General features: G+C 58.7%; 28 protein-coding genes and 1 pseudogene. 22 read left to right on the top strand and 7 right to left on the bottom strand.

Annotation, left to right across the window (positions count from 1 at the left end; translation table 11 throughout):
- Positions 1-72: 72 nt before the first annotated feature.
- From rpmC to comE, 15 genes are all read left to right on the top strand, one after another.
- Positions 73-279 carry a 50S ribosomal protein L29 gene (gene rpmC, locus J7394_RS18880; RefSeq protein WP_010437082.1) on the top strand — a complete coding sequence of 69 codons (207 nt, stop codon included), beginning with the start codon at positions 73-75 and terminating at the stop codon, positions 277-279.
- A 4-nt stretch (positions 280-283) separates the two neighbouring features.
- On the top strand, positions 284-514 hold the full coding sequence (gene rpsQ, locus J7394_RS18875) for a 30S ribosomal protein S17 (RefSeq protein ID WP_152459158.1): 231 nt from the start codon (positions 284-286) through the stop codon (positions 512-514).
- Positions 515-590: 76 nt separating this feature from the next.
- The gene (gene rplN, locus J7394_RS18870; RefSeq protein WP_008757934.1) at positions 591-959 is read left to right on the top strand and encodes a 50S ribosomal protein L14; all 369 of its coding nucleotides are present in this window, start codon (positions 591-593) and stop codon (positions 957-959) included.
- A 2-nt stretch (positions 960-961) separates the two neighbouring features.
- Positions 962-1,273, top strand: coding sequence for a 50S ribosomal protein L24 (rplX, locus tag J7394_RS18865; protein ID WP_068340764.1), 312 nt, complete (start codon positions 962-964; stop codon positions 1,271-1,273).
- Positions 1,266-1,826: a 50S ribosomal protein L5 gene (rplE, locus tag J7394_RS18860; RefSeq protein ID WP_170356680.1), complete on the top strand. Its 561-nt coding sequence runs from the start codon at positions 1,266-1,268 to the stop codon at positions 1,824-1,826. The genes rplX and rplE overlap by 8 nt, the downstream gene beginning before the upstream one ends.
- Before the next feature lie 19 nt (positions 1,827-1,845).
- Positions 1,846-2,151 carry a 30S ribosomal protein S14 gene (rpsN, locus tag J7394_RS18855; protein WP_068340744.1) on the top strand — a complete coding sequence of 102 codons (306 nt, stop codon included), beginning with the start codon at positions 1,846-1,848 and terminating at the stop codon, positions 2,149-2,151.
- A 13-nt stretch (positions 2,152-2,164) separates the two neighbouring features.
- The gene (gene rpsH / locus J7394_RS18850) at positions 2,165-2,557 is read left to right on the top strand and encodes a 30S ribosomal protein S8 (RefSeq protein ID WP_209255336.1); all 393 of its coding nucleotides are present in this window, start codon (positions 2,165-2,167) and stop codon (positions 2,555-2,557) included.
- An 11-nt stretch (positions 2,558-2,568) separates the two neighbouring features.
- Positions 2,569-3,102 carry a 50S ribosomal protein L6 gene (gene rplF / locus J7394_RS18845; protein ID WP_170373361.1) on the top strand — a complete coding sequence of 178 codons (534 nt, stop codon included), beginning with the start codon at positions 2,569-2,571 and terminating at the stop codon, positions 3,100-3,102.
- 11 nt (positions 3,103-3,113) lie between these two features.
- Entirely contained in the window at positions 3,114-3,473 is a 360-nt protein-coding gene (rplR, locus tag J7394_RS18840; RefSeq protein WP_209255327.1) for a 50S ribosomal protein L18, read from the top strand.
- 174 nt (positions 3,474-3,647) lie between these two features.
- Complete coding sequence (gene rpsE / locus J7394_RS18835) at positions 3,648-4,211, top strand: 30S ribosomal protein S5 (RefSeq protein WP_209255325.1); 564 nt, start codon at positions 3,648-3,650, stop codon at positions 4,209-4,211.
- A 13-nt stretch (positions 4,212-4,224) separates the two neighbouring features.
- Positions 4,225-4,413, top strand: a complete 189-nt coding sequence (rpmD, locus tag J7394_RS18830) for a 50S ribosomal protein L30 (RefSeq protein WP_074736195.1) — start codon at positions 4,225-4,227, stop codon at positions 4,411-4,413.
- A gap of 325 nt (positions 4,414-4,738) precedes the next feature.
- The gene (hisD, locus tag J7394_RS18825) at positions 4,739-6,046 is read left to right on the top strand and encodes a histidinol dehydrogenase (RefSeq protein ID WP_209255318.1); all 1,308 of its coding nucleotides are present in this window, start codon (positions 4,739-4,741) and stop codon (positions 6,044-6,046) included.
- A 99-nt stretch (positions 6,047-6,145) separates the two neighbouring features.
- The gene (locus tag J7394_RS18820) at positions 6,146-6,553 is read left to right on the top strand and encodes a universal stress protein (protein ID WP_170718415.1); all 408 of its coding nucleotides are present in this window, start codon (positions 6,146-6,148) and stop codon (positions 6,551-6,553) included.
- A 51-nt stretch (positions 6,554-6,604) separates the two neighbouring features.
- The gene (locus tag J7394_RS18815) at positions 6,605-7,111 is read left to right on the top strand and encodes a sulfopyruvate decarboxylase subunit alpha (protein ID WP_170468582.1); all 507 of its coding nucleotides are present in this window, start codon (positions 6,605-6,607) and stop codon (positions 7,109-7,111) included.
- Positions 7,108-7,662 carry a sulfopyruvate decarboxylase subunit beta gene (comE, locus tag J7394_RS18810; protein ID WP_170494501.1) on the top strand — a complete coding sequence of 185 codons (555 nt, stop codon included), beginning with the start codon at positions 7,108-7,110 and terminating at the stop codon, positions 7,660-7,662. The genes J7394_RS18815 and comE overlap by 4 nt, the downstream gene beginning before the upstream one ends.
- A 69-nt stretch (positions 7,663-7,731) precedes the next feature.
- Here comE and J7394_RS18805 read toward each other — a convergent pair whose 3' ends face one another.
- Positions 7,732-8,505, bottom strand: coding sequence for a FadR/GntR family transcriptional regulator (locus tag J7394_RS18805; protein ID WP_209255316.1), 774 nt, complete (start codon positions 8,503-8,505; stop codon positions 7,732-7,734).
- 313 nt (positions 8,506-8,818) lie between these two features.
- Here J7394_RS18805 and J7394_RS18800 point away from each other — a divergent pair, with 313 nt between their 5' ends.
- The 4 genes from J7394_RS18800 to dld all read left to right on the top strand — a co-directional run bounded on the left by J7394_RS18800 (position 8,819) and on the right by dld (position 14,916).
- Positions 8,819-9,868 carry a TRAP transporter substrate-binding protein gene (locus J7394_RS18800; RefSeq protein WP_209255313.1) on the top strand — a complete coding sequence of 350 codons (1,050 nt, stop codon included), beginning with the start codon at positions 8,819-8,821 and terminating at the stop codon, positions 9,866-9,868.
- Between the two features lie 115 nt (positions 9,869-9,983).
- Positions 9,984-12,047 carry a TRAP transporter large permease subunit gene (locus J7394_RS18795; protein ID WP_209255311.1) on the top strand — a complete coding sequence of 688 codons (2,064 nt, stop codon included), beginning with the start codon at positions 9,984-9,986 and terminating at the stop codon, positions 12,045-12,047.
- Positions 12,048-12,059: 12 nt separating this feature from the next.
- Complete coding sequence (locus tag J7394_RS18790; RefSeq protein WP_170681397.1) at positions 12,060-13,211, top strand: alpha-hydroxy acid oxidase; 1,152 nt, start codon at positions 12,060-12,062, stop codon at positions 13,209-13,211.
- A 16-nt stretch (positions 13,212-13,227) separates the two neighbouring features.
- Positions 13,228-14,916, top strand: a complete 1,689-nt coding sequence (gene dld / locus J7394_RS18785; protein ID WP_209255309.1) for a D-lactate dehydrogenase — start codon at positions 13,228-13,230, stop codon at positions 14,914-14,916.
- A 251-nt stretch (positions 14,917-15,167) separates the two neighbouring features.
- Here the strand turns inward: dld and gph are convergent, their stop codons facing one another.
- On the bottom strand, positions 15,168-15,842 hold the full coding sequence (gph, locus tag J7394_RS18780) for a phosphoglycolate phosphatase (protein WP_209255308.1): 675 nt from the start codon (positions 15,840-15,842) through the stop codon (positions 15,168-15,170).
- Positions 15,843-16,062: 220 nt separating this feature from the next.
- Between gph and hemP the strand changes: the two genes are divergently transcribed.
- Complete coding sequence (hemP, locus tag J7394_RS18775; RefSeq protein ID WP_170484503.1) at positions 16,063-16,230, top strand: hemin uptake protein HemP; 168 nt, start codon at positions 16,063-16,065, stop codon at positions 16,228-16,230.
- Entirely contained in the window at positions 16,227-16,703 is a 477-nt protein-coding gene (locus tag J7394_RS18770) for a hypothetical protein (RefSeq protein ID WP_209255306.1), read from the top strand. The genes hemP and J7394_RS18770 overlap by 4 nt, the downstream gene beginning before the upstream one ends.
- A 40-nt stretch (positions 16,704-16,743) precedes the next feature.
- Here J7394_RS18770 and J7394_RS18765 read toward each other — a convergent pair whose 3' ends face one another.
- The 5 genes and pseudogenes from J7394_RS18765 to J7394_RS18745 all read right to left on the bottom strand — a co-directional run bounded on the left by J7394_RS18765 (position 16,744) and on the right by J7394_RS18745 (position 23,980).
- Positions 16,744-19,809 (bottom strand): aminotransferase class III-fold pyridoxal phosphate-dependent enzyme, encoded by a 3,066-nt coding sequence (locus J7394_RS18765; RefSeq protein ID WP_209255304.1) that lies wholly within the window; start codon positions 19,807-19,809, stop codon positions 16,744-16,746.
- 101 nt (positions 19,810-19,910) lie between these two features.
- Positions 19,911-20,846: pseudogene (locus J7394_RS18760) on the bottom strand (NAD(P)-dependent oxidoreductase); the annotation flags it as partial.
- Between the two features lie 27 nt (positions 20,847-20,873).
- A complete protein-coding gene (cueR, locus tag J7394_RS18755) occupies positions 20,874-21,263 on the bottom strand; it encodes a Cu(I)-responsive transcriptional regulator (RefSeq protein ID WP_170468556.1) in 390 nt (129 codons plus the stop codon).
- Positions 21,260-23,731: a heavy metal translocating P-type ATPase gene (locus tag J7394_RS18750; protein WP_209255296.1), complete on the bottom strand. Its 2,472-nt coding sequence runs from the start codon at positions 23,729-23,731 to the stop codon at positions 21,260-21,262. Before J7394_RS18750 ends, cueR begins: the two co-directional genes overlap by 4 nt.
- A 78-nt stretch (positions 23,732-23,809) precedes the next feature.
- The gene (locus J7394_RS18745) at positions 23,810-23,980 is read right to left on the bottom strand and encodes a hypothetical protein (protein ID WP_170498690.1); all 171 of its coding nucleotides are present in this window, start codon (positions 23,978-23,980) and stop codon (positions 23,810-23,812) included.
- 290 nt (positions 23,981-24,270) lie between these two features.
- Between J7394_RS18745 and J7394_RS18740 the strand changes: the two genes are divergently transcribed.
- The gene (locus J7394_RS18740; RefSeq protein WP_209255294.1) at positions 24,271-24,855 is read left to right on the top strand and encodes a TetR/AcrR family transcriptional regulator; all 585 of its coding nucleotides are present in this window, start codon (positions 24,271-24,273) and stop codon (positions 24,853-24,855) included.
- Positions 24,856-24,868 lie beyond the last annotated feature (13 nt).

Genomic DNA, 24,868 nt, shown 5'->3' with positions numbered 1-24,868 from the left:
ATCATTCATCCACCAGGTCCAAGGTGACCCTGTCAGGGGGCCTTCTGGTGTTTTGAGCAAAGGAAAAAGGCGATGAACGCCCAAGAACTGCGTGACAAGACCCCGGACCAGCTCCGCGAGGAACTGGCCAACCTGAAGAAAGAAAGCTTTAACCTGCGCTTTCAACAGGCAACCGGTCAGCTGGAAAACACCGCTGGCATCAAAGCGGCTCGCCGCAACGCTGCCCGCGTCAAAACCATTCTGAACGAAAAGGCCGCTGCTGCGGCATCGGAGGAGTAATCCTATGCCCAAGCGTATCCTGTCCGGCGTGGTCACCAGCGACGCCAACGAGCAAACCGTAACCGTTTCGGTTGAGCGTCGTTTCAAGCACCCGCTGCTGCACAAAACCGTTCGTAAGTCCAAGAAATACCGGGCTCACGACGAAAAGAACGCCTTCAAGGTCGGCGACACCGTACGCATCATCGAATGCGCGCCGAAATCGAAGACGAAACGTTGGGAAGTTCTGGAAGCGTAAGCCTCCGGGATTTTCCCATTTGTCGAAACCCTGGGGGATCTAACGAGACCAGCCCCCACAGGTCGGGAGAAACCACATGATCCAGATGCAGACCAATCTGGATGTCGCTGACAACTCCGGCGCACGCCGAGTTCAGTGCATCAAGGTCCTGGGTGGTTCCAAGCGTAAATACGCCTCCGTTGGCGACATCATTGTCGTCTCGGTGAAGGAAGCCATCCCGCGCGGCCGCGTAAAGAAAGGGGACGTCCGTAAGGCCGTCGTCGTACGCACCGCCAAAGAAGTCCGTCGCGAAGACGGCACCGCGATCCGTTTCGATCGCAACGCCGCCGTCATCCTTAACAACAACAACGAGCCAGTCGGTACCCGTATCTTTGGCCCCGTTGTTCGTGAACTGCGCGGCAAGAACTTCATGAAAATCATCTCGCTGGCTCCGGAGGTGCTGTAATCATGGCTGCTAAACTCCGCAAAGGCGACAAGGTCGTCGTGCTGGCCGGCAAGGACAAGGGCAAAGAGGGAACCATTTCCTCGGTTGATCCCAAAGCCGGTAAAGCTGTTGTCGAAGGCATCAACATTGCCATCCGTCACACACGTCAGTCGCAAACCTCGCAAGGGGGTCGCCTGCCTCAGGCAAACCCGATCGAGCTGTCGAACCTGGCGCTGCTGGACAAGAACGGCAAAGCAACCCGCGTTGGCTTCCGCATGGAAGGTGACAAGAAGGTCCGCTTCGCCAAGACCACAGGGGACGTGATCGATGCTTGATTCCGCAACCTACACCCCGCGTCTGAAAGCTCAGTACGTTGAAACCATCCGTGCCGCTCTGAAAGAAGAGTTCGGCTACAAGAACGACATGCAGCTGCCCAAGCTGGACAAAATCGTTCTGAACATCGGTTGTGGTGCTGAGGCGGTCAAAGACTCGAAGAAAGCGAAAGCTGCCGTCGAAGATCTGACTGCGATTGCTGGTCAAAAGGCCGTTGCAACCAAGGCGAAGAAGTCGATCGCGGGTTTCCGCGTCCGTGAAGACATGCCGCTGGGCGCGAAAGTGACCCTGCGCGGTGACCGGATGTACGAATTCCTGGATCGTCTGATCACCATCGCGCTGCCGCGCGTTCGTGACTTCCGCGGTGTTAAGCCGTCTTTCGATGGTCAGGGCAACTTTGCCATGGGCATGAAAGAGCACATCGTGTTCCCGGAAATCGACTTCGACAAAGTCGACGAGGTCTGGGGCCTGGATATCGTAATTGCCACCACAGCGAAAACCGACGCTGAAGCGAAGAGCCTGTTGAAAGCATTCAACATGCCGTTCAACGCGTAAGCGCCGGGAGGATTGAGACATGGCTAAGAAAGCAATGATCGAACGCGAAAAGAAGCGCGAACGCCTGGTGGCCAAATATGCCGCAAAGCGTGCCGAGCTGAAAGAAATCGCGAATGACGAGAGCCGCCCGATGGAAGAGCGTTTCAAAGCGCGTCTGAAACTGGCGAAACTGCCGCGCAACAGCTCGGCTACCCGTCTGCACAACCGTTGTCAGCTGACCGGTCGTCCCCACGCTTACTACCGTAAGCTGAAGGTCAGCCGTATCGCGCTGCGCGAGCTGGGTTCTGCTGGTCAGATCCCCGGCATGGTGAAATCGAGCTGGTAAGGGAGACATAGATATGAATGATCCTATCGGCGATATGCTCACCCGTATCCGCAACGCGCAAATGCGCGGCAAGTCCACCGTTTCCACCCCGGCTTCCAAGCTGCGCGGTTGGGTTCTGGACGTGCTGGCGGACGAAGGCTACATCCGTGGCTATGAAAAGACGACCGGTGCAAACGGTCATCCGGCCATCGAGATCAGCCTGAAATACTACGAAGGCACCCCTGTTATTCGCGAACTGAAGCGGGTTTCGAAACCCGGTCGTCGCGTCTACATGGGCGTCAATGACATCCCGCAGGTCCGTCAGGGTCTGGGTGTGTCGATTGTCAGCACTCCGAAAGGTGTGATGTCGGACCAGAACGCGCGCTCCAACAATGTTGGCGGCGAAGTGCTCTGCACTGTCTTCTAAGGAGGTCTGCAATGTCTCGTATTGGTAAAAAACCGGTCGAGCTGCCCAGCGGCGTTACCGCCTCTGTGTCGGGTCAGACCATCGAAGTCAAAGGTCCGAAAGGCACCCGCAGCTTCACCGCCACCGACGACGTGACGCTGTCGGTTGAAGACAACGTGGTCAAGATCGACCCCCGTGGCATGTCCAAGCGTGCCCGCCAGCAGTGGGGCATGAGCCGCACCATGGTTGCCAACCTGGTAACCGGTGTGACTGAAGGCTTCAAAAAAGAGCTGGAGATTCAGGGTGTTGGTTACCGGGCTCAGATGCAGGGCAACACCCTGAAGCTGAACCTGGGCTACAGCCACGATGTTGATTTCACTGCTCCGGAAGGTGTCACCATCACCGCGCCGAAGCAGACCGAGATCGTTGTGGAAGGTATCGACCAGCAGCAGGTGGGCGAAGTCGCGGCGAAAATCCGCGAATGGCGCCGTCCCGAGCCGTATAAAGGCAAGGGCATCCGCTATAAGGGCGAGTTCATCTTCCGCAAGGAAGGCAAGAAGAAGTAAGGACGCAAACAATGGCAAACAGCAAAAGAACCCTGTTTCTGAAGCGCCGCCTGCGCGTTCGGAACAAACTTCGCAAAGTCAACGCCGGCCGTGTACGCCTGTCGGTTCACCGTTCGAACAAGAACATCAGCGTTCAGCTGATCGACGACGTTCGTGGCGTGACCCTGGCATCGGCCTCGACCCTGGAAAAAGATCTGGGTGTTGTTGGCAAGAACAACGTCGAAGCGGCCACCAAAGTGGGCGCGGCCATCGCCGAGCGTGCCAAGAAGGCAGGCGTCGAAGAGGCCTATTTCGATCGTGGTGGCTTCCTGTTCCACGGCAAGGTGAAGGCAGTTGCCGAAGCCGCGCGTGAAGGTGGTCTGAAGATCTAAGCCCAAGCGCATCCCGAAAAGTGGGAACCGGTTTTCGGATCAAGATGCGCGATACTAAAGATTGAGGGCGGGTTTCGATCCGCCCCGATGATCCGGGGGCCTCGGCGACAGTCGTGGCTCACTTGGATTGAAGCAAACGGCGCCGTATGCGCCACATGAGAAAAGGGATGCCAAATGGCAGAACGTGAAAACCGTCGGGGCCGTGGCCGCGACCGTGAAGAAGCGCCGGAATTTGCAGATCGCCTGGTCGCAATCAATCGCGTGTCGAAAACCGTAAAAGGTGGTAAGCGCTTTGGCTTCGCCGCTCTGGTGGTTGTCGGCGATCAGAAAGGCCGCGTCGGCTTTGGCAAAGGTAAAGCGAAAGAAGTACCTGAAGCTATCCGCAAGGCGACTGAGCAAGCCAAGCGCAACATGATCCGCGTGCAACTGCGCGAAGGTCGGACCCTGCACCACGACATTGAAGGCCGTCACGGCGCTGGTAAAGTGGTTATGCGCACCGCACCTGAAGGTACCGGTATCATCGCCGGTGGTCCGATGCGTGCCGTGTTCGAAATGCTGGGCGTTAAGGACGTTGTGTCCAAGTCGCTGGGCTCGCAGAACCCGTACAACATGATCCGCGCCACCATCAACGGCCTGCAGAAAGAGCAGAGCCCGCGTTCGGTTGCCGCACGTCGTGGTAAAAAAGTTGCCGACATCCTGCCCAAGCGGGACGAAGCACCGGCTGAAGCCGAAGCGTAAGGAGTAGCGAGCAATGGCAAAAACCATCGTCGTCAAGCAGATTGGTTCTCCGATCCGTCGCCCCGCCGAACAGCGCGCAACCCTGATCGGTCTGGGCCTGAACAAGATGCACCGCACCCGTGAGCTGGAGGATACACCTTCGGTTCGCGGCATGGTCAACAAGATCCCGCATCTGGTTGAGATCATCGAAGAGCGCGGCTAACCGCCCTTTGAATATGTTTTTGGAAACGCCTCTGACCTTTGTCAGGGGCGTTTTCTTTTGCCTGATTGTATCTGCGAATCGCTTCGTTTGACTGTTTACCTCACGCGCCGAAGGCGGGTGCGCGGCCCGCAGAATCCGGTGGCAAAAACAGCGCAGAGGTCTTCATAGAAGGCCGAGTTTCAGCTTTCCCAATCCCGAAATTTATCTTTTCTTAAATGGGGTTAGAAGAACGAAAAGAGTTTCGTTTACGGCTCCACAAACGCTTGCAAAGGCGATTTCGCCTCTGACAGAGTGGCCGGGCAGGAACCGGGAGCAGGGGCTGACTATGGCGCGCGACTATCTCAAAAAGGCGATGCTGACGGCGCAAACTGATGCGCCCGAGGTTCACGATACGGTCAAGACCATCCTGGCGGAGATCGAAGCAGGCGGCGATGCGAAGGCGCTAGAATACGCGGCAAAGTTCGACAGGTTCGACGGCAACGTTCTGATGACGCAGGACGAGATTGACGCCGCCATTGCGCTTGTGCCCGAAAAGCTGAAGGCGGATATCCGTTTCGCCCACAACAACGTCCGCCATTTTGCCGAGGCGCAAAAGGCCACGATGACCGACGTCCAAACCGAGATCGTGCCCGGAGTGATCGCTGGTCAAAAGGCGATCCCAGTGGATGCGGCGGGATGCTATGTGCCCGGCGGTCGTTACAGCCATATCGCCAGTGCAATCATGACCGTGACAACCGCCAAGGTCGCCGGATGCCGCCACATCATTGCGTGTTCTCCTCCGAAACTGGATGAGGGCGTTGCGCCTGCAGTAGTCTATGCGGCTCATATCTGTGGGGCCGACAGTATTCTGGCGATGGGAGGGGTGCAGGGTGTCGCCGCGATGCGATACGGCCTGTTCGGCCTGCCGCGCGCAAATATCCTTGTAGGGCCGGGGAACCAGTTTGTCGCTGAAGCAAAGCGTATCCTCTATGGTGAGGTTGGCATCGACATGATCGCAGGACCCACCGACAGTCTGGTCCTTGCCGACAGCAGTGCGGACCCGCTTGTTGTGGCAACCGATCTCGTCAGTCAGGCGGAACACGGGTACAATTCTCCTGTGTGGCTGGTGACGGATGACCGAGCGCTTGCGCAGAGGGTTATGGCACTGGTGCCCGAACTGATTGCAGATCTTCCTGACCTGAACCGAGAGAACGCGGCTGCTGCGTGGCGTGACTATGCCGAAGTCATCGTATGTTCCGACCGTGAAGAGATGGCCGCTTGTTCTGACGAATACGCGCCGGAACACCTGACCGTTCAGGCCGAGGATCTGGAGTGGTGGCTGGATCGCCTGACCTGCTATGGCTCATTGTTTCTAGGGGAAGAGACCACGGTATCTTACGGGGACAAGGCAACGGGCACCAACCATGTTCTGCCGACCTCAGGGGCGGCCAGCTACACGGGCGGGTTGAGCGTCCACAAATACATGAAGATCGTGACATGGCAGCGGGCGACCCGGGAAGGCTCAAAACCCATTGCTCTGGCCACAGCCAGAATTTCGCGCGTGGAAGGGATGGAGGGGCATGCACGGGCGGCCGATGTACGCCTCGCCAAGTATTTCCCGGATGAGGAATTTGATCTGCGTGCTGAGGGATGATTGGTCCAGCCACCCCTGCCAAACTGTTCTCTGGCCTTGATGCCGCACCGGGTACTATCCTTGGAACGATAGGGCCGACCGGGCCGAAAGGAGTTTGACATGTACAAGAAAGTTCTCGTTCCAATGGCGCTGGATCACGATATCTCGCAACACACTCTGGAAGTGGCCCGAGCCTTATCGCAGGGAGGCGGAGAGATCATTGCTCTGCACGTTTACGAAATGCCTCAGGGCTCTGTCAGTGCGTTTCTGGACAAGGATCTGGTGGCCGAAGGGTTTCGCCGCGCCCGACTGGAATTGTCGCGCAAAGTCGAGGGGCTGGATGGGGTGAGTTCCGAACTCGTAAAGGGCCACACGGCGCGTACGATCATAGATTTTGCGGCAGAGAACGGTGTCGATTGCATCGTCATCGGGTCTCACAAGCCCGATCTCAGCGACTATTTCCTGGGCTCCACAGCGTCGCGCGTCGTGCGTCATGCCCCTTGCGCGGTGCATGTGTACCGCAGGTGACTACCGTCAATCGCGCTCTTGGGCGCCAACAACAGGACTGACAGCCGGAAGATGAACATAGACAAGAAGATCACTGACGATCTGGTGGCGAATGACATTTCGTTCGTAACCACCGTCCCCTGCAAACAACTGGCTGGAGTCATTGATGAGATCGACCAGCGCGAAGGCATCTATCACATCCCGTCAAACAAAGAGGATGAGGGGATGGGCCTGTGTGCAGGCGCATGGATGGGCGGTAAGCGCCCCGCCATTATCATGCAGAACACGGCGATCGGGGTGACGATCAACACATTGGCGACTTTGATCCAGTATTACCGGATGCCACTACCGATGCTGATCTCGTACCGGGGCGAGCTGCGCGAGCCGATTGCATGTCAGGTTGAGATGGCTGTTCACACCAAAGCGTTGTTGGCGCAGCTCAATATCCCGACGTACCATTTTCACCATCAGGCGGATGTGGCCGAGTTGGATGCGATCCTGAAATACACGTTCATGTGCAACAAGCCGGTCGCCATTCTGACCGACGCCAACTTCTGGGGAGGCTATGGCGACCAATGATCCGTTCTGAAATCCTGAAAGAAATCGCTCCGATCCTGCGGGATCAACTGGTGGTTTGTAACATCGGCATTCCCAGCCAAGAGCTTCATGCGATTGATGACCAGCCAACGAATTTCTACATGCTGGGCACGATGGGGTTGGCTTCATCCATAGGTCTGGGGTTGGCCCTGTCCCAGCCCAAGCCGGTGATCGTGATCGACGGGGACGGCTCCGTTCTGACCAATCTGGGAACGCTGCCGACCATCGCGAACAACGTGGCTGACAATTACATCCTCCTGATCGTCGACAATGGCTCATACGGGTCCACCGGGGATCAGCCGACCTATGCCGGGTTGAAGACGTCGCTGGCGAAAATGGCGGCTGCGGCAGGGTGTGAGCGTGTGATTGAATGCGCCGCCGAAGATACCGGGCGTGTGTTGCAAGAGGCGCTGGACGCCCGGCAGATGACCATCATCGTCAGCAAATGCGAAAGCGGCAATGCCAAGATGCCGCCGATCACGATGGACCCTGTGGTGATCCGAGATCGGTTTATGAAGGCGGTACAGGCCTGAACACTTCTTCGGTTTTGTCGAATGCACTGATCAAAGCCGTCCTTTGCGGGCGGCTTTGGCACTACTTGTCTAGCGCGACAGAAGACGCCGTTTCTCGGCCATAGCCTCGCGGCGCTGCTGTTCTATCCCCGTCCGGAAAGAACGCTCGACAAAGTCTATATGGTCCAGCGCGGCCTGTTCAGCGCGCTTTTCGTCTCCGTCAATCACCGCTTGGCCCAGGGCAAGGTGCTGATCCAGCAGCTGTTTGCCCGAACCGTCAATCGATTTCAGAAAGCTGCGGTTGTAGAAAACGCCGCGCTTGGTCAGTTCGTAGATTGAGGCCATCATGTGGATCAAAGTGGCGTTCTGGCTGGCGTCGACGATGGCCGCATGCAGGGCGAAATCCGCCTCGCGTGAGGCTTGCGCATCGTTCGCCTCCCACGCCCGAACATTCTCGTCGAGGATTTCGGCGATCCTTTCCTTGTCGGCCTTGGTGGACCTGCGGGCGGCAAGGCGGGCGGCGAAGCCTTCTTGTTCTCGGCGGTATTCCAGGTGGTCGAAAAAGGCAGGCTCGTGCCGTTCGTAGAGCGCCAGAAGGGCCGGCAACATCGCTTGCCCGGTCAGGGCGGCGACAAAGGTCCCCTCACCATGCTGAGTGGTGACCAGCCCGCGCTCTTCCAGTACGGCCAGTGCTTCGCGCAGCTTTGGCCGTGAGACCCGAAGCATCTCGGCCAGATCCCTCTCGGACGGCAGCTTGCGCCCCTGTTTCAGAATGCCCGACGCGATGAGGTCTTCGATCTGCGCCACCACGGCGTCGGCCAGCGATTCGTGTCCGACCGGTTCAAAAATCGCCTTGGTGTTCATGGGATATACCTAAGTAAGATGCCGAAGTGAGATATATTGGTAAATAAATGTAACCATATTGGTGCGTTTTTCAAGCATTCAGTCTGAGCATGGAAATGCATCTTAATGTGTTCAACAAAATAAGAATTTCTGAAAACACGTAGGATTCCATCGAAACGGAGCGCGCCCAGTCAGGGGCATTTCTGCAGATCCAGTGGTAAACAAAATTATTGACTGAGGAACACTGGTAAAGTTAGTGAACCACTAGTGCAAACCCGCAAGGGTCTGCGTTTGTGTTTGAGGCAGATGCCCGACTCACCCAGGAGGAGACATTATGAAAAAGACCCTGACGAGCCTTGCCGTAGCCGCCAGCCTGATGGCCGCACCTGCGGTTGCTAAAGATAAGCTGCTGTTGAAAACCCCGATTGCATTCTCGACCGAACTGCCTGGTCTTGGTTCGCCAATCCCGCGCGTTGCCGAGCAGTTGGACCTGATGTCGGGCGGCACGCTGAAGATGAAGGTGTATGAGCCAGGCAAACTGGTTCCGCCGTTTGAAATTCTGGATGCTGTATCCACTGGCAAGATCAACTCGGGCTACACCACCGCCGGTTACTGGGCGGGCAAAATCCCGGCTGCTCCGCTGTTCTCAGCCGTTCCTTTCGGCCCTGAGGCGGGCGAATACATGGCGTGGCTCTACTACGGCAACGGCATGACGCTGTACCAGGAGATGTATGATCAGGCGGGCTATAACGTCCACGTGATCCCTTGCGCTGTGATCGCCCCCGAGACCTCGGGCTGGTTCGCCACCGAGATCAACTCTCCCGAAGACTTGAGCGGCCTGAAGATGCGTTTCTTCGGTCTGGGCGGCAAGGTGATGCAGAAACTGGGAGTTGCGACCTCTTTGCTGCCCGGTGGTGAGATCTTCCCGGCGCTGGAAAAAGGTGCGATCGACGCGACCGAATTCTCGATGCCCGCCATCGATGCGCGCTTGGGCTTCCACAAGCTGGTCAAGTTCAACTACTTCCCCGGCTGGCACCAGCAAGCGACCGTGTTCGAATTGATGATCAACAAAGACGTCTGGGCAGAGACCAGCGACCAGCACAAGGCCATCATCGAAAACGCCTGTAAGGCTTCGATGGCCGACAGCTTTGCCGAAGGTGAAGCGATCCAGCACGCGGCTCTGATCGACAACGTTGAAAACAACGGCGTCACCCTCAAGCAGTGGTCACCCGAGATGCTGGATACCTTCCGCAGCACTTGGGAAGAGGTCGCCGCCGAAGAGGCCGCAAATGACGCCTTCTTTGCCAAGGTTCTGGCCGATATGACCGAGTTCCGTGACGGCTACAACCTCTGGAAGACCAACGCCTTCCTCCCACGTCAGTAACGTCCTCACTGACGTCTCTGGGGCAGCGGACACTGCTGCCCCGGTCGATTTCTGATCTTCGGATTTTTCCAAACTTTCACCGCCCTTGCACAGGGCTGCCGGGCGAGGAATGACCATGAGCAATCCAAATACCACCAAAGATCCGGTTGAGGCCTATGAAGGCATCCTGGAGCATCCCGATACCGACCGCCAAAAAATCGCCGTAGCCATTGATGCCGGCGTCAAGGCTGTCGGCCATGTCGTCATGTGGGCGAACGTGCTGCTGATGGCGGCGATTTTTTCGCAGGTCGCGCTGCGCTATCTGCTCAGCCAGAACTACCCCAAACTGGATGAGATCCAGTGGCACTTCTACGGCATCGTTACGATGATCGGCATCTCATATGCCTTGATCACAGACAGCCATGTGCGCGTCGACGTTCTGCATATGCAATTGTCCCGCCGGGCGCAGCGGATCATCGAGGTGATCGGCATTCTGACCCTGCTGACCCCGTTCATCTATCTGATGATCGATCAGGGCTATGACTATTTCTACGAAAGCTTCCGCGTCAACGAACGCTCGGACAGCCCCACCGGTCTGCCTGCGCGCTGGGCCTTCAAGGCGGTCATTCCGATCAGTTTTGTTCTGTTGGCCCTGGCTGCGCTGGCGCGGCTGATCCACGACGGGCACGCATTGATGTACGGACCGGCTTCGGAACGCGAAGGGGCTCCGCTGCGTCGCATCCTTCTGGTGCTGGCTGTATTTGCCGCCGTCTGTGTGGGCCTGACCTTCCTGGTCGAAACGACCGAGGAAAAGCTGGTCATTGCGATGTTCCTGACCTTCATCGCGCTGCTCTTCACCGGCTATCCGGTGGCCTGGGTGCTGGCCGGTGTCGGTGTCGCCTATTGCGGTCTGGCTTACCTGTTCGACAATGACCTGATGCTGTGGACCGGGTTGGAGAGCACCTTTACCGGTCTCGATTATCTGACCCTCGGCGCGGTGGTGAACCGGGTCTACGCGACCATGTCCAACGCGGTTCTGGTTGCCCTGCCGATGTTCATCTTCATGGGTCTGATGCTGGACGAATCCGGTGTGGCCGAGCGTCTGATGACCTCGATGCAGCGCCTGTTCGGCACCGTGCGGGGCGGCCTTGCCGTCACCGTGACCCTGATCGGGATCATTCTGGCGGCCTCGACCGGCATTATTGGTGCATCTGTGGTGTTGCTGGGCGTGCTGTCTTTGCCGTCGATGATGCAGCAGAAATATCAGCCGACGCTGGCGGCAGGTGTGGTCTCTGCTTCGGGCACGCTGGGTATCCTGATCCCGCCCTCGATCATGCTGGTGATCATGGCCGACCAGATGGCGCTGTCTGTCGGAGACCTGTTCATGGCTGCTGTCTTTCCCGGTGTGATCATCGGGGGGCTATACCTGACCTATATCTTCATTCTTGCACAGGTGAAGCGCGACACGGCCCCCGTGCCTGAAGGCGCAAAAGCGCCCGACTGGGATGCTGTCAAAGACGTTCTGATCGCGGTCATTCCAACACTGCTGTTGATCCTCGCGGTTCTGGGCTCGATCTTCGGAGGTTTGACCACCCCGACCGAGGCCTCGGGCATCGGTGCATTGGGCGCGACGCTGCTGGCGCTTGGATACCGCAAGCTGACCTTCGCGAAACTGTGGAACGTGCTGGTTTCGACCTTCAACACCACCGCCTACATCTTCGCGATCTTCCTTGGCGCGACGGTATTCTCCTATGTTCTACGTGAACTTGGCGGCGATGAACTGATCGAACATGTGGTCCAATCCACCGGCTTTGGTGCCAACGGCACGATCCTGTTCATCCTGTTCATCGTATTCCTGCTGGGCTTTGTTCTGGACTGGATCGAGATCACCCTGATCGTGCTGCCTCTGATGCGTCCGATCGTGAACGGCCTTGGCATCGATATTCCGGGCTTCGGAGTGCTGGATGAACCCGCGCTGGTCTGGTTCGTGATCTTGGTGGCGGTGACGCTGCAAACCAGCTTCCTGACCCCGCCGGTTGGCTTCGCGCTCTTCTACCTGAAAGGCGTCTGCCCGCCCGAGATCAAGCTGATGCATATCTACAAAGGCATCATCCCCTTTGTGCTGCTACAACTGACCGGATTGGCGCTTGTCTTCCTATGGCCGACACTCGCCACCTGGCTGCCCTCTGTGGCGTACTAAGGAGATCACACTATGCGTCTCAAGCATTGCCACAACTTTCACGACTTCCGGCAGCTTGCCAAGCGCCGCCTGCCGGGGCCGATCTTCAACTATATCGATGGCGGTGCGGATGATGAGGTGACCTATCGCCAGAACACCGCCGCTTTCGACCGCTGCGATCTGCTGCCGTCTGTTCTGCGCGGGGTGAAGGACGTAGACATGTCCGTCACCGTGATGGGCCAGAAGCTGGATATGCCATTCTACTGCTCGCCGACCGCTCTGCAGCGGCTGTTCCACCATCAAGGCGAACGCGCCGTGGCCGCTGCGGCTGAGAAATATGGCACCATGTTCGGTGTCTCATCTCTGGGCACCGTCTCACTTGAAGAACTGCGCAAGAAGCACAAGAACCCGCAGGTCTATCAGTTCTATTTCCACAAAGATCGCGGCCTGAACGCGGCCATGATGCAGCGCGCGAAAGAGGCCGGGGTGGAGGTCATGATGCTGACCGTGGACAGCATTACCGGCGGCAACCGCGAGCGTGACCTGCGTACCGGTTTCTCGATCCCGTTCCGCCTGACACTGGGCGGTATGATCCAGTTTGCGATCAAGCCGATGTGGGGGATCAACTATGTCACCCACGAAAAATTCCGCCTGCCGCAATTGGAAGAGCATGTGGATATGGGCGGCGGTGCCAGCTCGATCGGTGGCTATTTCACCGAGATGCTGGACCCGTCGATGAATTGGGACGATGTCGCGCAGATGGTGCGGGATTGGGATGGTCAATTCTGCCTCAAGGGGATCATGACCGTCGAAGATGCCAAACGTGCGGCCGAGATTGGCTGTACCGGGATCATTCTATCGAACCATGGCGGGCGGCAGCTGGATGGCTCACGCACGCCGTTCGATCAACTGGCCGAGATCGTGGATGCCGTCGGCGACAAGCTGGACGTGATCATGGACAGTGGCATTCAGCGCGGTACTCATGTGCTGAAGGCGCTTTCGATCGGCGCCAAAGCGGTCGGTGTTGGACGTCAGTACCTGTATCCTCTGGCCGCCGCTGGTCAGCCGGGTGTCGAACGCGCGCTGGGCCTCATGCGGGCCGAGATCGAGCGCGACATGAAGCTGATGGGTGTGACCAGAATCGACCAACTGAGCCGCGAGAACATCCGTTTCCGCGCTGCATAAAGACACGAGGGATGCCATGACCAATGACGCGTTGATTGAACATTTCCGCTCTGTCGTTGGTGCGCGGCATGTCCTGACTGGCGAACGCGCGACGGAACGGTTCCGGCGTGGCTTTCGCTCGGGCGAAGGCGAGGCACTGTGCGTCATTCAACCCGGCAGCCTTCTGGAGCAGTGGAAGGTCCTGAAGGCCTGCGTTGCAGCCGATAAGATTGTCATCATGCAGGCGGCCAACACCGGCCTGACCGAAGGGTCGACCCCCTCGGGCCGCTATGACCGGGAAGTGGTACTGATCAATACACGCCGCATGGACACTCTGGTACCGCTGAACGACGGCGAGCAGATCGTCAGCTTTCCCGGCGCCACCCTGTTTGCGCTGGAAAAACTGTTGGCCCCACTGGGGCGAGAGCCGCATTCGGTGATCGGCTCCTCGTGCATTGGCGCGTCGATTGTGGGCGGGGTCTGCAACAACTCGGGCGGGTCGCTGGTGGAACGCGGCCCTGTTTACACCGAGCTTTCGGTCCACGCGCGGATATCCGAGAAGGGCGAGTTGGAGCTGGTCAACCATCTGGGAATTGATCTGGGCGACACGCCGGAAGAGATCCTGGCGAACCTCGATGCAGGCACGTTCGACCGTAACCCCGGAGCCACGAACAAGCGCGCCTCGGCCAGCGACTACGCACAGATCGTGCGCGATGTCGACGCCGAAACGCCTGCGCGGTTCAACGCGGACAAGGCCAAGCTGTTCGAATCCGCTGGCTCGGCGGGCAAGCTGGCCGTCTTTGCCGTGCGGCTTGATACGTTCCCCAAGAACGAGGCCGAGAAGGTGTTTTACATCGGAACAAACAGTCCCGATGATCTGGCCGCCTTGCGCCGTCATATTCTATCCGAATTCAAGTCGTTGCCAGTGTCCGCCGAATACATGCAGCGCGAGGTGTTCGACATCACGGCGCGATACGGCAAGGATACGGTCGTGATGATCGACAAGCTGGGCACTGACCGGCTGCCGATGTTCTTTGCGCTCAAAGGCGCAGTCGATGCCCGCCTGCGCCGAATTCCCTTCCTGCGCAATTTCACTGATCGATTCATGCAGATGGCGGTGTCCCTGTGGCCCCGCGTGCTACCAAAACGCATGATGGCGTTCCGCGACAAATACGAACACCACCTGATCCTAAAAATGAATGATGACGGCATCGCCGAGACCGCCGACTGGTTGCCGGAATTCATGAAAGACCGCGATGCGGGTTTCTTTGAATGCACCACGCGCGAGGCCAAGATCGCTGGGCTGCACCGCTTTGCCGCCGCCGGGGCCGCCGTGCGTTACATGGCGCTGCACGCCAATGAGGTCGAGGACATCATCGCACTCGACGTGGCCCTGCGCCGCAACGATCAGGACTGGCTCGAACAATTGCCGCCCGAGATTGAGGGCCAACTGGTCCACAAGCTCTACTACGGGCATTTCATGTGCCATGTGATGCATCAGGACTACGTGGTCAAAAAAGGCGCCGACCCAAAGGCTTTGAAAGCCGCAATGCTGGAGTTGTTCGACACGCGCGGCGCGGAATACCCCGCCGAACATAATGTGGGGCATCTGTACAAGGCCAAGCCCGATCTAGCGGCCCATTATAAATGCTGCGACCCGACCAATTCCTTCAATCCGGGGATCGGTAATATGTCCAAAGCACGAAACTACGCCGAGCCCGAATAACTCGGACGCATGGTGCGTATGGTCAGGGCCCTGATCGCCCCTCAAACCTGAGGTCAGGCGCAGGTTTCTCTGCTGCGTTGAGGCAAAAAAATCCAGCCCTACGGGAATCCCCCAATTTCGCCACCCGTCGCGGCCCGCTAAACAAGAGACAACAGCTGGCCTCGACGGGCCATACAGAGTTTCCCCGATGAGGGGCTGGTCCATACCCCCTCGGCCGGCCCCTCAATAATTTTAAGGGTATGCGCTGAGACCTATTTCACCTGAGCAGACATCTGCAGCATCTGCGCGACCAGGGGCGGAATCTCGTCCGACGTGTCATAGGCGATGTCGTGCGGAATATCTGTCACGGGCGACTTCCGATAGCCTTGTGTGAACAGGAGAAAGGGGATCTCGGCGCGCTCGGCTGTTTCTGCGTCCACCTCGCTGTCGCCCACGAAAACACGCAACCCATGAGCTGGCAACGCGTCGAAGCTTGCAAATAGATGCTGAGGGTCGGGTTTCCTTGTAGTCAGGCTATCGCCACCCAGAACCGCATCGAAATATTGCGACAGGTCCAGTGCGTCGAGGATATGCCGGGCAGGGGCCTCGGGCTTGTTGGTGCAGACGCCCAGTGTATGCCCCTGCGACCGCAAGCTGGCCAAAGCCTGAGGAATGCCGGGATAGGGCACCGTCGTTTTGCTGGCCCCCGCCGTGTAATGCGCAAGCGTCACTTTCGTCAGCTCGTCATGACGGTCCAAGGGCAATTCGCAGTGCCGGATCATACGCTCAACCAGCTTGGGGAGCCCATTGCCGACGAATCGCCCGATCACCTCGCGCGGCAGAGGGGGCAGGTCGAGATCGCTCAGCGTCTGGTTCGCGGCTGCAACGATGTCGCCCAGGCTGTCGACCAGAGTTCCATCCAGATCAAATACAATTGCCGCGCCCATAGTAACCTCGGTGTTTTTGCCTATGCGCTTAGGCCTAACCTGCCTGTAAACAAGGCGCAACACGGCATGTTTCTGCAACCGCAAAAGCGTGGCTTGACAAACCTTACTAAAATAATCAGAATAAGAGAAGAAGCCGACAGCCACCCCAGACTCGGGTCAGCCAGGTCATTGAAAAAGCGAACAGAGCAGGCCCATGCCTGAGATACCCCGGAGTTGTCAAATGAACGCGCAGACCCCTATCGCCACCCAGTCCTTTGCCGTATCCATGCTGCCTTCGCACAAGGCCGAAGAGCTGACCAAAGGGGGCAATCTCGCCCATATCGAACTGGGTGATCAGCTTTATACGCTGCGCATCACCCGTGCCGGCAAACTGATCCTGACAAAATGAGCAGCCCGTCGTCGCGGGGCGGCGCACCCGTCGGACGTCTGACGGACCTCGCCCCGATCGAGGCAGGCGCGGTGATGTATCTGCGCCTCTGGAGCGAAGGTGCCAGAGGCCGCGCCGACGCTGCCAGTGATTTCGACATCGCCCTGGGCGCGGATCAAGGGCGTGCCGCGATGCTGACCCTGGATCGTCTGTGCTCGCTCTGCGCCAACCACGGTCGGCGCCCCTTGATCCGCCATGGATTGGGATGTGCCTGTCTGGGCGCGGACGAAAACTGTTTCGCCCAGATGATTGCCGCCGCATCGGAAGGCGCGCGCGAAGACGCGATGATGATGGCCTCACTGATCGTGCGCCCGGATTTTGCGCCCGCCCTTGCCTCTTTGTCAGAAGAGCTGGGGATGGCCCTGCGCCGCATGACAGCCGCCGTTCCAATGCCGACAACCGGTCATCAAACCCCCTCGGCCGTGTTGCATTGATCGGCAAATGAAGCCCCGGCGGTTGCGCCGGGACTTTTCACTAGCAGCAGCCACAACCTGCGTGATGGTGGTCGTGGTCGCAAACCGAGGCAGGGGCGTAGTCGCCGACACCTTTCAGGACATCGCGCAATGCCCATAGGATCATGTCCACATCCTCGGCCTCGATGGTCAGAGGTGGGCGGATTTTCAGGATATTGTCTTTGGGCCCTTCGCTGCCAATCAGGATGCGATGATCGCGCATCCGGTTCTTCACGAAGTTGCAGATCTCGGTCCCCTCCGAGCCATCCGGGTTGATCAGTTCAACCCCCAGAAACAGCCCCATCCCGCGCACGTCGCCGACGCAGCCAAACTCGGATTCGATCTGCCGCAGGCCCTCTATCAAACGGTCGCCCATGACGCGGGCATTGTCCTGCAGGCCTTCGTCATCAACGATGTCCAGCACCTCTTTCCCGATGCGGCAGGATAGGGTGGAGCCGCCGAAGGTCGAGAAGAACTCGATCCCATTGTCAAAGCTCTGGGCGATCTCTTTGGTCGTCACCAGCACGCCCAGAGGGTGACCGTTGCCGATCGGTTTGCCCATGACAACGATATCGGGCAGCGCGCCTTGGTGTTCGAAACCGAAATAGTATTCGCCCAGCCGTCCAAGCCCGGTCTGGACCTCATCCGCGATACAGACACCGCCAGCTGCGCGGATTTTCTCATACACTGCAGGTAGATAGCGTTTCGGTGGAATGATCTGCCCACCGACCGAGGGGAAGGTCTCGGCGATGAAACCGGCCACGCCCTGACCCTTTGCCTGCAGAGCAGCTATCGCCGGGTCCACGAGATCTGCGTATTTTTGCGCGCGGTCGGCGTCGTCACGTTTGAACGCGCCACGGTAGTCATCCGCGACCTTGACCAGCTCGACCCAATCAGCCTGACCGATCCCGCCGGGTTTGTTGAACTTATAGGCCGATATCGCCACAGCCGCGTTGGTATTGCCGTGATAGCCGTGATCCGGCGTCACGATCCCCTTTGCGCCGGTATGGGCGCGGGCCAGACGCAAGGCCAACTCGTTGGCTTCGGTGCCCGAGTTGACGAAAAAGCAGACCTCGAAATGATCCGGCAGTTTCGATAGCACCTTGTTGGCAAACGCGGTCTGCGCCGGGTGCAGATAGCGGGTGTTCGAGTTCATCCGCTTCAGCTGATCCGCCGCAACGGCCTGAATGCGCGGGTGGGCGTGGCCCGCATGCGGGACGTTGTTATAAGCGTCCAGATAGGGGCGACCCCACTCGTCGAACAGGTGGTGTTTCCAACCGCGCACCAACATGACCGGATCGTTATAGGTCAGGCTCAGGTTGCCGCCGAAATGATCGTGACGCCCTTGCAGAACGGCCTGTTTATCTGTCGGCTGATAGCAAACCTTGTCATCGGCCAGATTCAGCAAAGCCGCTGGGTTCGGACAGACCGCGTTCCAGAACTCCAGCTCATCCGGGTCAGCGACGCCGGGCCAGTCGGCCTCCATGCCGTCTGTTGTCAAGGCGAGTTGGAAATGCACATGCGGGGCCCATCCGCCGTTTTGCGAGGCATCCCCAAGGCGCACAAACGCAGCGCCTTGTGCCACCGGATCGCCCGGTTTCAAGCGGTCACAAACCTCTGGGTCCAGATGACCGTAGAGCGTGTAGAACGGATCCCCCTCGGGCGTTTCATGATGCAGGATCACCACGCCGCCATAGTCAAGATGGTTGTCGCGATTTTCGACCACTTCGACCCGACCGCTCATCGGGGCGTGCAAAACTGTGCCAGCGGGCGCAAACACGTCCACGGCCAGATGCACCGTGCGCCGGTCCGAGGCTTTCCACGGCCCCTTGCGGAACCCGGACTCGGCATAGATCAGGCGGGGTTCGTTGTAATAGCCCAGCCACAGGCCATCGCCGAATTCCTCACCTACGCGCGCGGCTTCTTCGAGCGGCATGTGAAACGGGTTCTGCGGCCAGGTCGAATTCTCAACAGAAAGAGACCCCATCGGCACATTGCTCAGGTCTTGGCCAAACATCTCGGCAAAGTGGCCGCGATGGTCTGAGAGGTAAGCGTGGATGCGCTCGGCCCCATCGACCACCGGTAAGCCGCAGGCACCGCGCAAGCGGGCGGACATCAGGCCGCCATTGACGGCTTCGTTCTCAAGGAACCGCCAGGCCGGGGCCTGACTGATGGTCACGTAAGGATCATCGGGGTTTTCAGCCGCCATCAGGGTTGAGTTCACTACGGACACCGCCAACCGCATCCGCAACAGGGGCCAGATCAGATCGACCTCCTCTGCGCTCAGTCTATTGGCGGCGTGATAGCCCCGGACCAGAGCGGTCAGAGCGCGTTCGGGTTTCGGGTGATCCAGAACGATATAGGCCCCGGCAATGGCCACATCGCATACGCGCGGCGCGGCGCACATGTCGCCCAGGTCGATCAGGCCGGATACGGTACGCCGTTCGCTCAGCTCACCTTCGACGAGAATGTTGTAGTCATTGGCGTCGTTGTGAATGGCTTGCGTGGGAAGGCTTTGCAGCGTTTCCGAGATCGCGGAGAAGCCCTGAACGATCTCTTCCAAGAGCGCGCGACGGTCGGGGTCGCTGACCGCGTCCAGCTGATCCGCGATCCAGCCGCCTTGCATCAGGTCCCATTTGAACTCGTCCCGCTGCAGGCTGTCATGCGCAAACCCAGCCAGAGCGCGATCGGTCGCGCCAAGAACGCGTCCGAGTTTCAGGATCAAGTCTTCGGATTTCGGCTCGACCTTGGCGTAGCACTGGCCCGGAAGGCGCTCCAACAACCAAGCCAGGCGCGGTTGGCCGTCCTGATCTTCGATCTCGGGCAGGACAGCACCATCCAGCGAGGGGAATACCTTGGGGAAGGGCAGCCCCGGCGCCCCAGCCGCGATATGTTCGAGCGCTTGGACTTGAAGGTCGACAAACTCTGGCTCACACCCCGCGCGCATGACTTTCAGGACATAGTCCTGTCCGTTCTTCGCTTCGACCAGAAAGTTCAGGTCATACTCTCCGTTCAGCCGTGTCAGAAGGGCCTCCAGGCCCCAATACTTGCGCAGAGCATCTGCCCAGAAATCATTCATGTCTTTCATTCCCATCCCTATCCGCCGCGCAACGCGGATCTCTTCATCTGGCTAAAAATATCCTCGGGGGTGAATTGGCCCACAGGGCCAAGAGGGGGCAGACAGCCCCTTTAATCCAACGCCCGCAATCGCTTGATCAGCGAGGAGGTATCCCACCGCCCACCACCAAGTTTTTGCACATCCTTGTAGAACTGGTCCACCAGCGCGGTGACAGGCAAAGACGCGCCCGTCTCATTCGCCGTGTCCAGACAGATGCCCAGATCCTTGCGCATCCAGTCTACCGCAAAGCCGTGGTCGAAATGGTCGTCCAGCATGGTTTCGTACCGGTTCGCCATCTGCCAGCTGCCCGCCGCACCCTGGCTGATCACTTCTACCACCGCGCGCCCGTCCAGACCGGCCTTCTCGGCGAAATGCAGCGCTTCGCTGAGGCCCTGTACCAAGCCGGCAATCGCGATCTGGTTGCACATCTTGGTCATCTGACCGGCACCGGTGTCACCAATCCGGCGACAGATTTTCGAATAGACCTGCATGATCGGCTCGGCCGCATCAAACACCGCCTGATCGCCGCCGCACATGATCGACAGCACGCCATTCTCGGCCCCGGCTTGCCCGCCCGAAATCGGAGCATCGACAAAAGAGATCCCTTGCCCCTTGGCCGCCTCATACAGCTCGCGCGTCACCTTGGCCGAGACGGTCGTGTGATCCACAAAGATCGCGCCATCCGACATCCCGGCAAAGGCACCATCCGCGCCCGTGCACACCATTCGCAGGTCGTCATCATTGCCAACACAGGACATGACGAATTCTGCCCCCTCCGCAGCTTCTTTGGGGGTCGTCGCCATTGCGCCGCCATGTTCAGCCACCCAGGCTTCGGCTTTGGAGGCGGTCCGATTGTAAACGGTAACCTGATGACCTGCAGCCTGAAGGTGCCCAGCCATGGGATAACCCATGACACCCAAACCAAGAAACGCGACTTTTGCCATGGGATGATCCTCTCCGCTGACCGGCATTGATTGATTGCCGGAGTGTTTGGCACTGACAAAGCAAAGCCTGCGCGAAAGGGCAACCCCGTGTTAGCCGTTCCCGCCTAGATCCTTCAGGATCGGGCAGTCCGGTCGGTCGTCTCCGGCGCAGGCTTCGATCAAATGACTCAGCGTGTCGCGCATCGCCTTGAGGTCGGCGATTTTTGCGTCAATCTGCGCCAGATGATCCCGTGCAACTTGCTTTACATCGGCGCTCGCCCGGCTTTCATCTTCATAGAGCGCCAGCAATGTGCGGCAGTCTTCGATGGTAAACCCCAAGGCACGGGCGCGACCCAGAAAGGTCAGCTTGTGGATGTCCTGTTCGCGAAACCGGCGATAACCGTTGTCATCGCGCAGAGGTTTGATCAGCGCGATATCCTCATAGTAGCGGATCGTTTTCGCAGGTAGACCGGTCCGGGTTGAGACATCGCCGATATTCATGCGTGCGCCTCCTTCGCGGTTTTCTGCGCGCCTTCGGCGACATTGGGGCGGATCCATCGCAGACGCAGCGCATTGGTGACGACAAAGACGCTGGACAGGGCCATCGCGCCCGCCGCAAGCACCGGGGACAGCAATGGCCCGCCAAAGGGGTACAACACTCCGGCGGCCACCGGGATCAGTAATGTGTTGTAGCCAAATGCCCATCCGAGGTTCTGGCGAATGTTGCGCATGGTCCGGTGGCTGATGTCGATTGCGTTCACGACGCCGCGCAGATCGCCGGACATCAGAACCACATCTGCGGCCTCGATCGCGACATCCGTTCCGGTGCCGATAGCGACGCCGACATCAGCTGCCGCCAGCGCAGGCGCGTCGTTTATTCCATCGCCCACAAAGGCGAGCGCGCCGAATTCGCGGCCCAAGCCTTCCAGCGTTTTCTGTTTGTCACCGGGCAGCAAGTCGGCGGCCACGTGATCAAGGCCCAGCCTGTCGGCAATCGCTTGCGCCGTTTGCGCGTTGTCTCCGGTTGCCATGGCAAGCGTCAGGCCCATATCGTGTAGCTTGGCCAGCGCTTCGGCCGTGCCCGGCTTCACAGGGTCCGAGACAGCCAGACTGGCTGCCGCTACCCCATCAATGGCCAAGAACAGAGGGCTCGCCCCCTGCGCAGCCCGTGCATCGGCGTCTGGCTTCAGATCCGAGATATCCACGCCTTCCTGATGCATCAATTTGTATGAGCCAATCAGCAGGTCATGCCCCTCTGCGCGGCCCTGAAGGCCAAGGCCGGTGAGGGACTGAACCTGAGAAACTTCGGGCAGATCAGAGGGCCCGGCGCGGGTGATCGCAGTGGCAATAGGGTGTTCCGAGCGGGACTCGATTGCAGCGGCCAGTAGCAGGACCTGATCCCGCTCAAAGCCGTTGGTGGTGGTCACGTGGTCAAGTTCAGGACGCCCGAGAGTCAGCGTACCGGTTTTGTCGAAGGCGATCACCTTGGTCTGCTGCAAGTGTTGCAGCGCATCGCCCTTCCGGAACAAAACACCCAGCTCTGCCGCGCGGCCTGTTCCCACCATGATCGAGGTCGGCGTGGCCAGACCCATGGCGCAGGGGCAGGCGATGATCAGGACCGAAACGCCAGCCACCAGCGCATGTGGCAGTGACGAAGAAGGCCCGAAGAACAGCCAAGCAAGGATCGTCAAAGCCGCAACCAGCATCACCGCTGGAACAAAGCGATAGGTCAGTCGGTCGACCAGACTTTGGATGGGCAGCTTGGCCCCCTGCGCTTGTTCCACCATCGAGATGACTTGGGCCAGAACCGTATCCGCCCCAACGCGAGTCGCCAGCACTCGCAGCGCACCGGTTCCGTTCACGGTGCCGCCCACCACCGGGTCGCCAGCGGATTTGCCAACCGGTACTGGCTCTCCCGTGATCATGCTTTCATCGACGTAAGAGGTTCCTTCGAGGATATCTCCATCCACCGGAACGCGTTCTCCGGGACGAATTTGCAGCACGTCACCCACCGCTATTTCGGCAATGGGGCGATCTTCGGTTGCGCCATTTTGTACGACGCGCGCGGTCTTGGGCTGAAGCCCGATCAGCGCGCGAATGGCCGCGCCGGTTTTGCCCTTAACGCGCGCCTCCATCATGCGGCCGAGAAGGATCAGTACTATGATCACGGCTGCTGCCTCAAAATACACATTTGCCGTGCCCTTTGGCAGCAGGTCGGGCGCGAAGGTCGAGATGACAGAGAACAAATAAGCCGCCCCCGTCCCCAAAGCGACCAGAGCGTTCATGTCCGGCATCCCGCGCAACAGCGACCGTATGCCCTTGGCGTAAAAGACTCGTCCCGGGCCAATCAATAGGGCCGTGGTCAGGGCAAACTGGATCAGATAGCTGGTCTGCTGTCCGAGGGCTGCGTGAACCCAATGGTGGAAGGCTGGAGCCATGTGCCCGCCCATCTCCAGAACAAATACGGGCAGGGCCAAAATGGCAGCCAGCACTGTCGCGCGTTTCAGGTCGCGTGCCTCATCCGTCGTGTCATCGGATCGGGTTTCCGACCCCGGAGGCGTCTTAAGTTGCGCGGGAAATCCAAGCTGAGTTGTGATCTGTGCCAGCGCCTGCGGCGTGGTCGCGCCCTCGACATAGGTGAGTGATGCGCTTTGGTTGGCGAGGTTCACGCTTGCCTCAAGAACGCCAGGGCTGGCCTGTAGAGTACGTTCGATCTTCGCCACACAAGACGCGCAATTCATCCCGGTGATCTGCAAAGCGGTCTGATGCGTTGCCGCCGGATAGCCAGCCGCCTGCAGCGCATCATTGAGGGCCGAGACCGGACCGTCAAACGTGACCTGAGCCGTCTTGGTCGCAAAATTGACCGAGGCGTCCTGCACGCCGGGCACGGCCTGTAAGGCAGCCTCGGCGCGTCCAACGCATGAGGCACAGCTCATGCCTGTGATTTTCAATTGAGTGCTTTGGGTCATGCGACTCATCCCGACAGATATCTTGCTATCCACTTGGGGGTTCCAGTGACAGGAAGGTCAAGAGGTGTTGCGTGATTTTTAGCGGCCCTCGCGCTGAAATAGGCTTTCAAGCAAGGATTGGCCATTGGCGCTCTCGGGGGTCGACCGCACCGCATCAGGTGAGGCAAAAAAGCCAAACAGTACCACAAGCAACAAAAAGGCAGACCCGATGATCAAGGCCGAGACGATCTGCAAAGCTGAGCGTATCATACTACTGCCCTTTCATGTCGCCACCGCCGCAGTCAGCAAAGCGAGCACCAAAATGATCGGCACATATCGCGGGGCAACAAAGCTGGAGTAGCGTTTCATCGTCAGATCCTTGGGTGTACAGATCGGTAACTCTTTAAAAAATGTTCTCACTGGCTATGATTTGCAAGAGCTCACGTTGCAAAAAAGTGAAGTCGTTGTGATGCTTTGGGTTCACGACGTTAAGTGACGTGAAGAAACCGCAATGGAAGTGGGATAAAAATGTACAGCCCGGTACACTCAGGTGCTTTCTGATGCGTCCAAACAAACGCGATGAACTGGTGCGAAAGGCGATGGAGGTCTTCTACCGAGACGGGTTCCACGCGACCGGCATGGATAAACTGGTGGTGGAAACCGGTGTGTCCAAGACCTCGATGTACAAACACTTCCGTACCAAGGAGGATCTGATTCTGGCTGTTCTGCGCCTACGGGATGAGAGTTTCCGCAATCGGATCCTGCGACGGGTTGAGCAGCTGGCAGACACGCCAGCGGGGCAATTGATTGCTACTTTTGATGCGTTGAAAGAATGGTTCGAAGAGGACGATTTCCGCGGCTGCATGTTCCTGAAAGCTGCGGCCGAGTATCAGGACGCCAGCCATCCGATCCATGTGCAGGCCGCAGAACATAAACGGGTTATGTTGGAACACCTGACCTCATTGGCCCACCAATCCGGCGCGCATGCGCCAGAGCTTCTGGCCCGTCAGATCGTTTTGCTGCAAGAGGGCGCGATCGTCTCGGCCGTTTTGCTGAAAAACGGTGATCCTGCGGAAGACGCCAAAGCCGCCGCGCAAATGCTGCTGGATGCTGCCCTGACCCGAAAGAACGCTGCGTTGCATTGACGGAACGCGGCGT

The sequence above is a fragment of the Ruegeria sp. R13_0 genome (genome assembly GCF_017743995.1).
Classification (GTDB): Bacteria; Pseudomonadota; Alphaproteobacteria; order Rhodobacterales; family Rhodobacteraceae; genus Ruegeria.
Note: the sequence above shows the minus strand (reverse complement) of the source record. Positions and strands in the feature narration are given on the sequence as shown.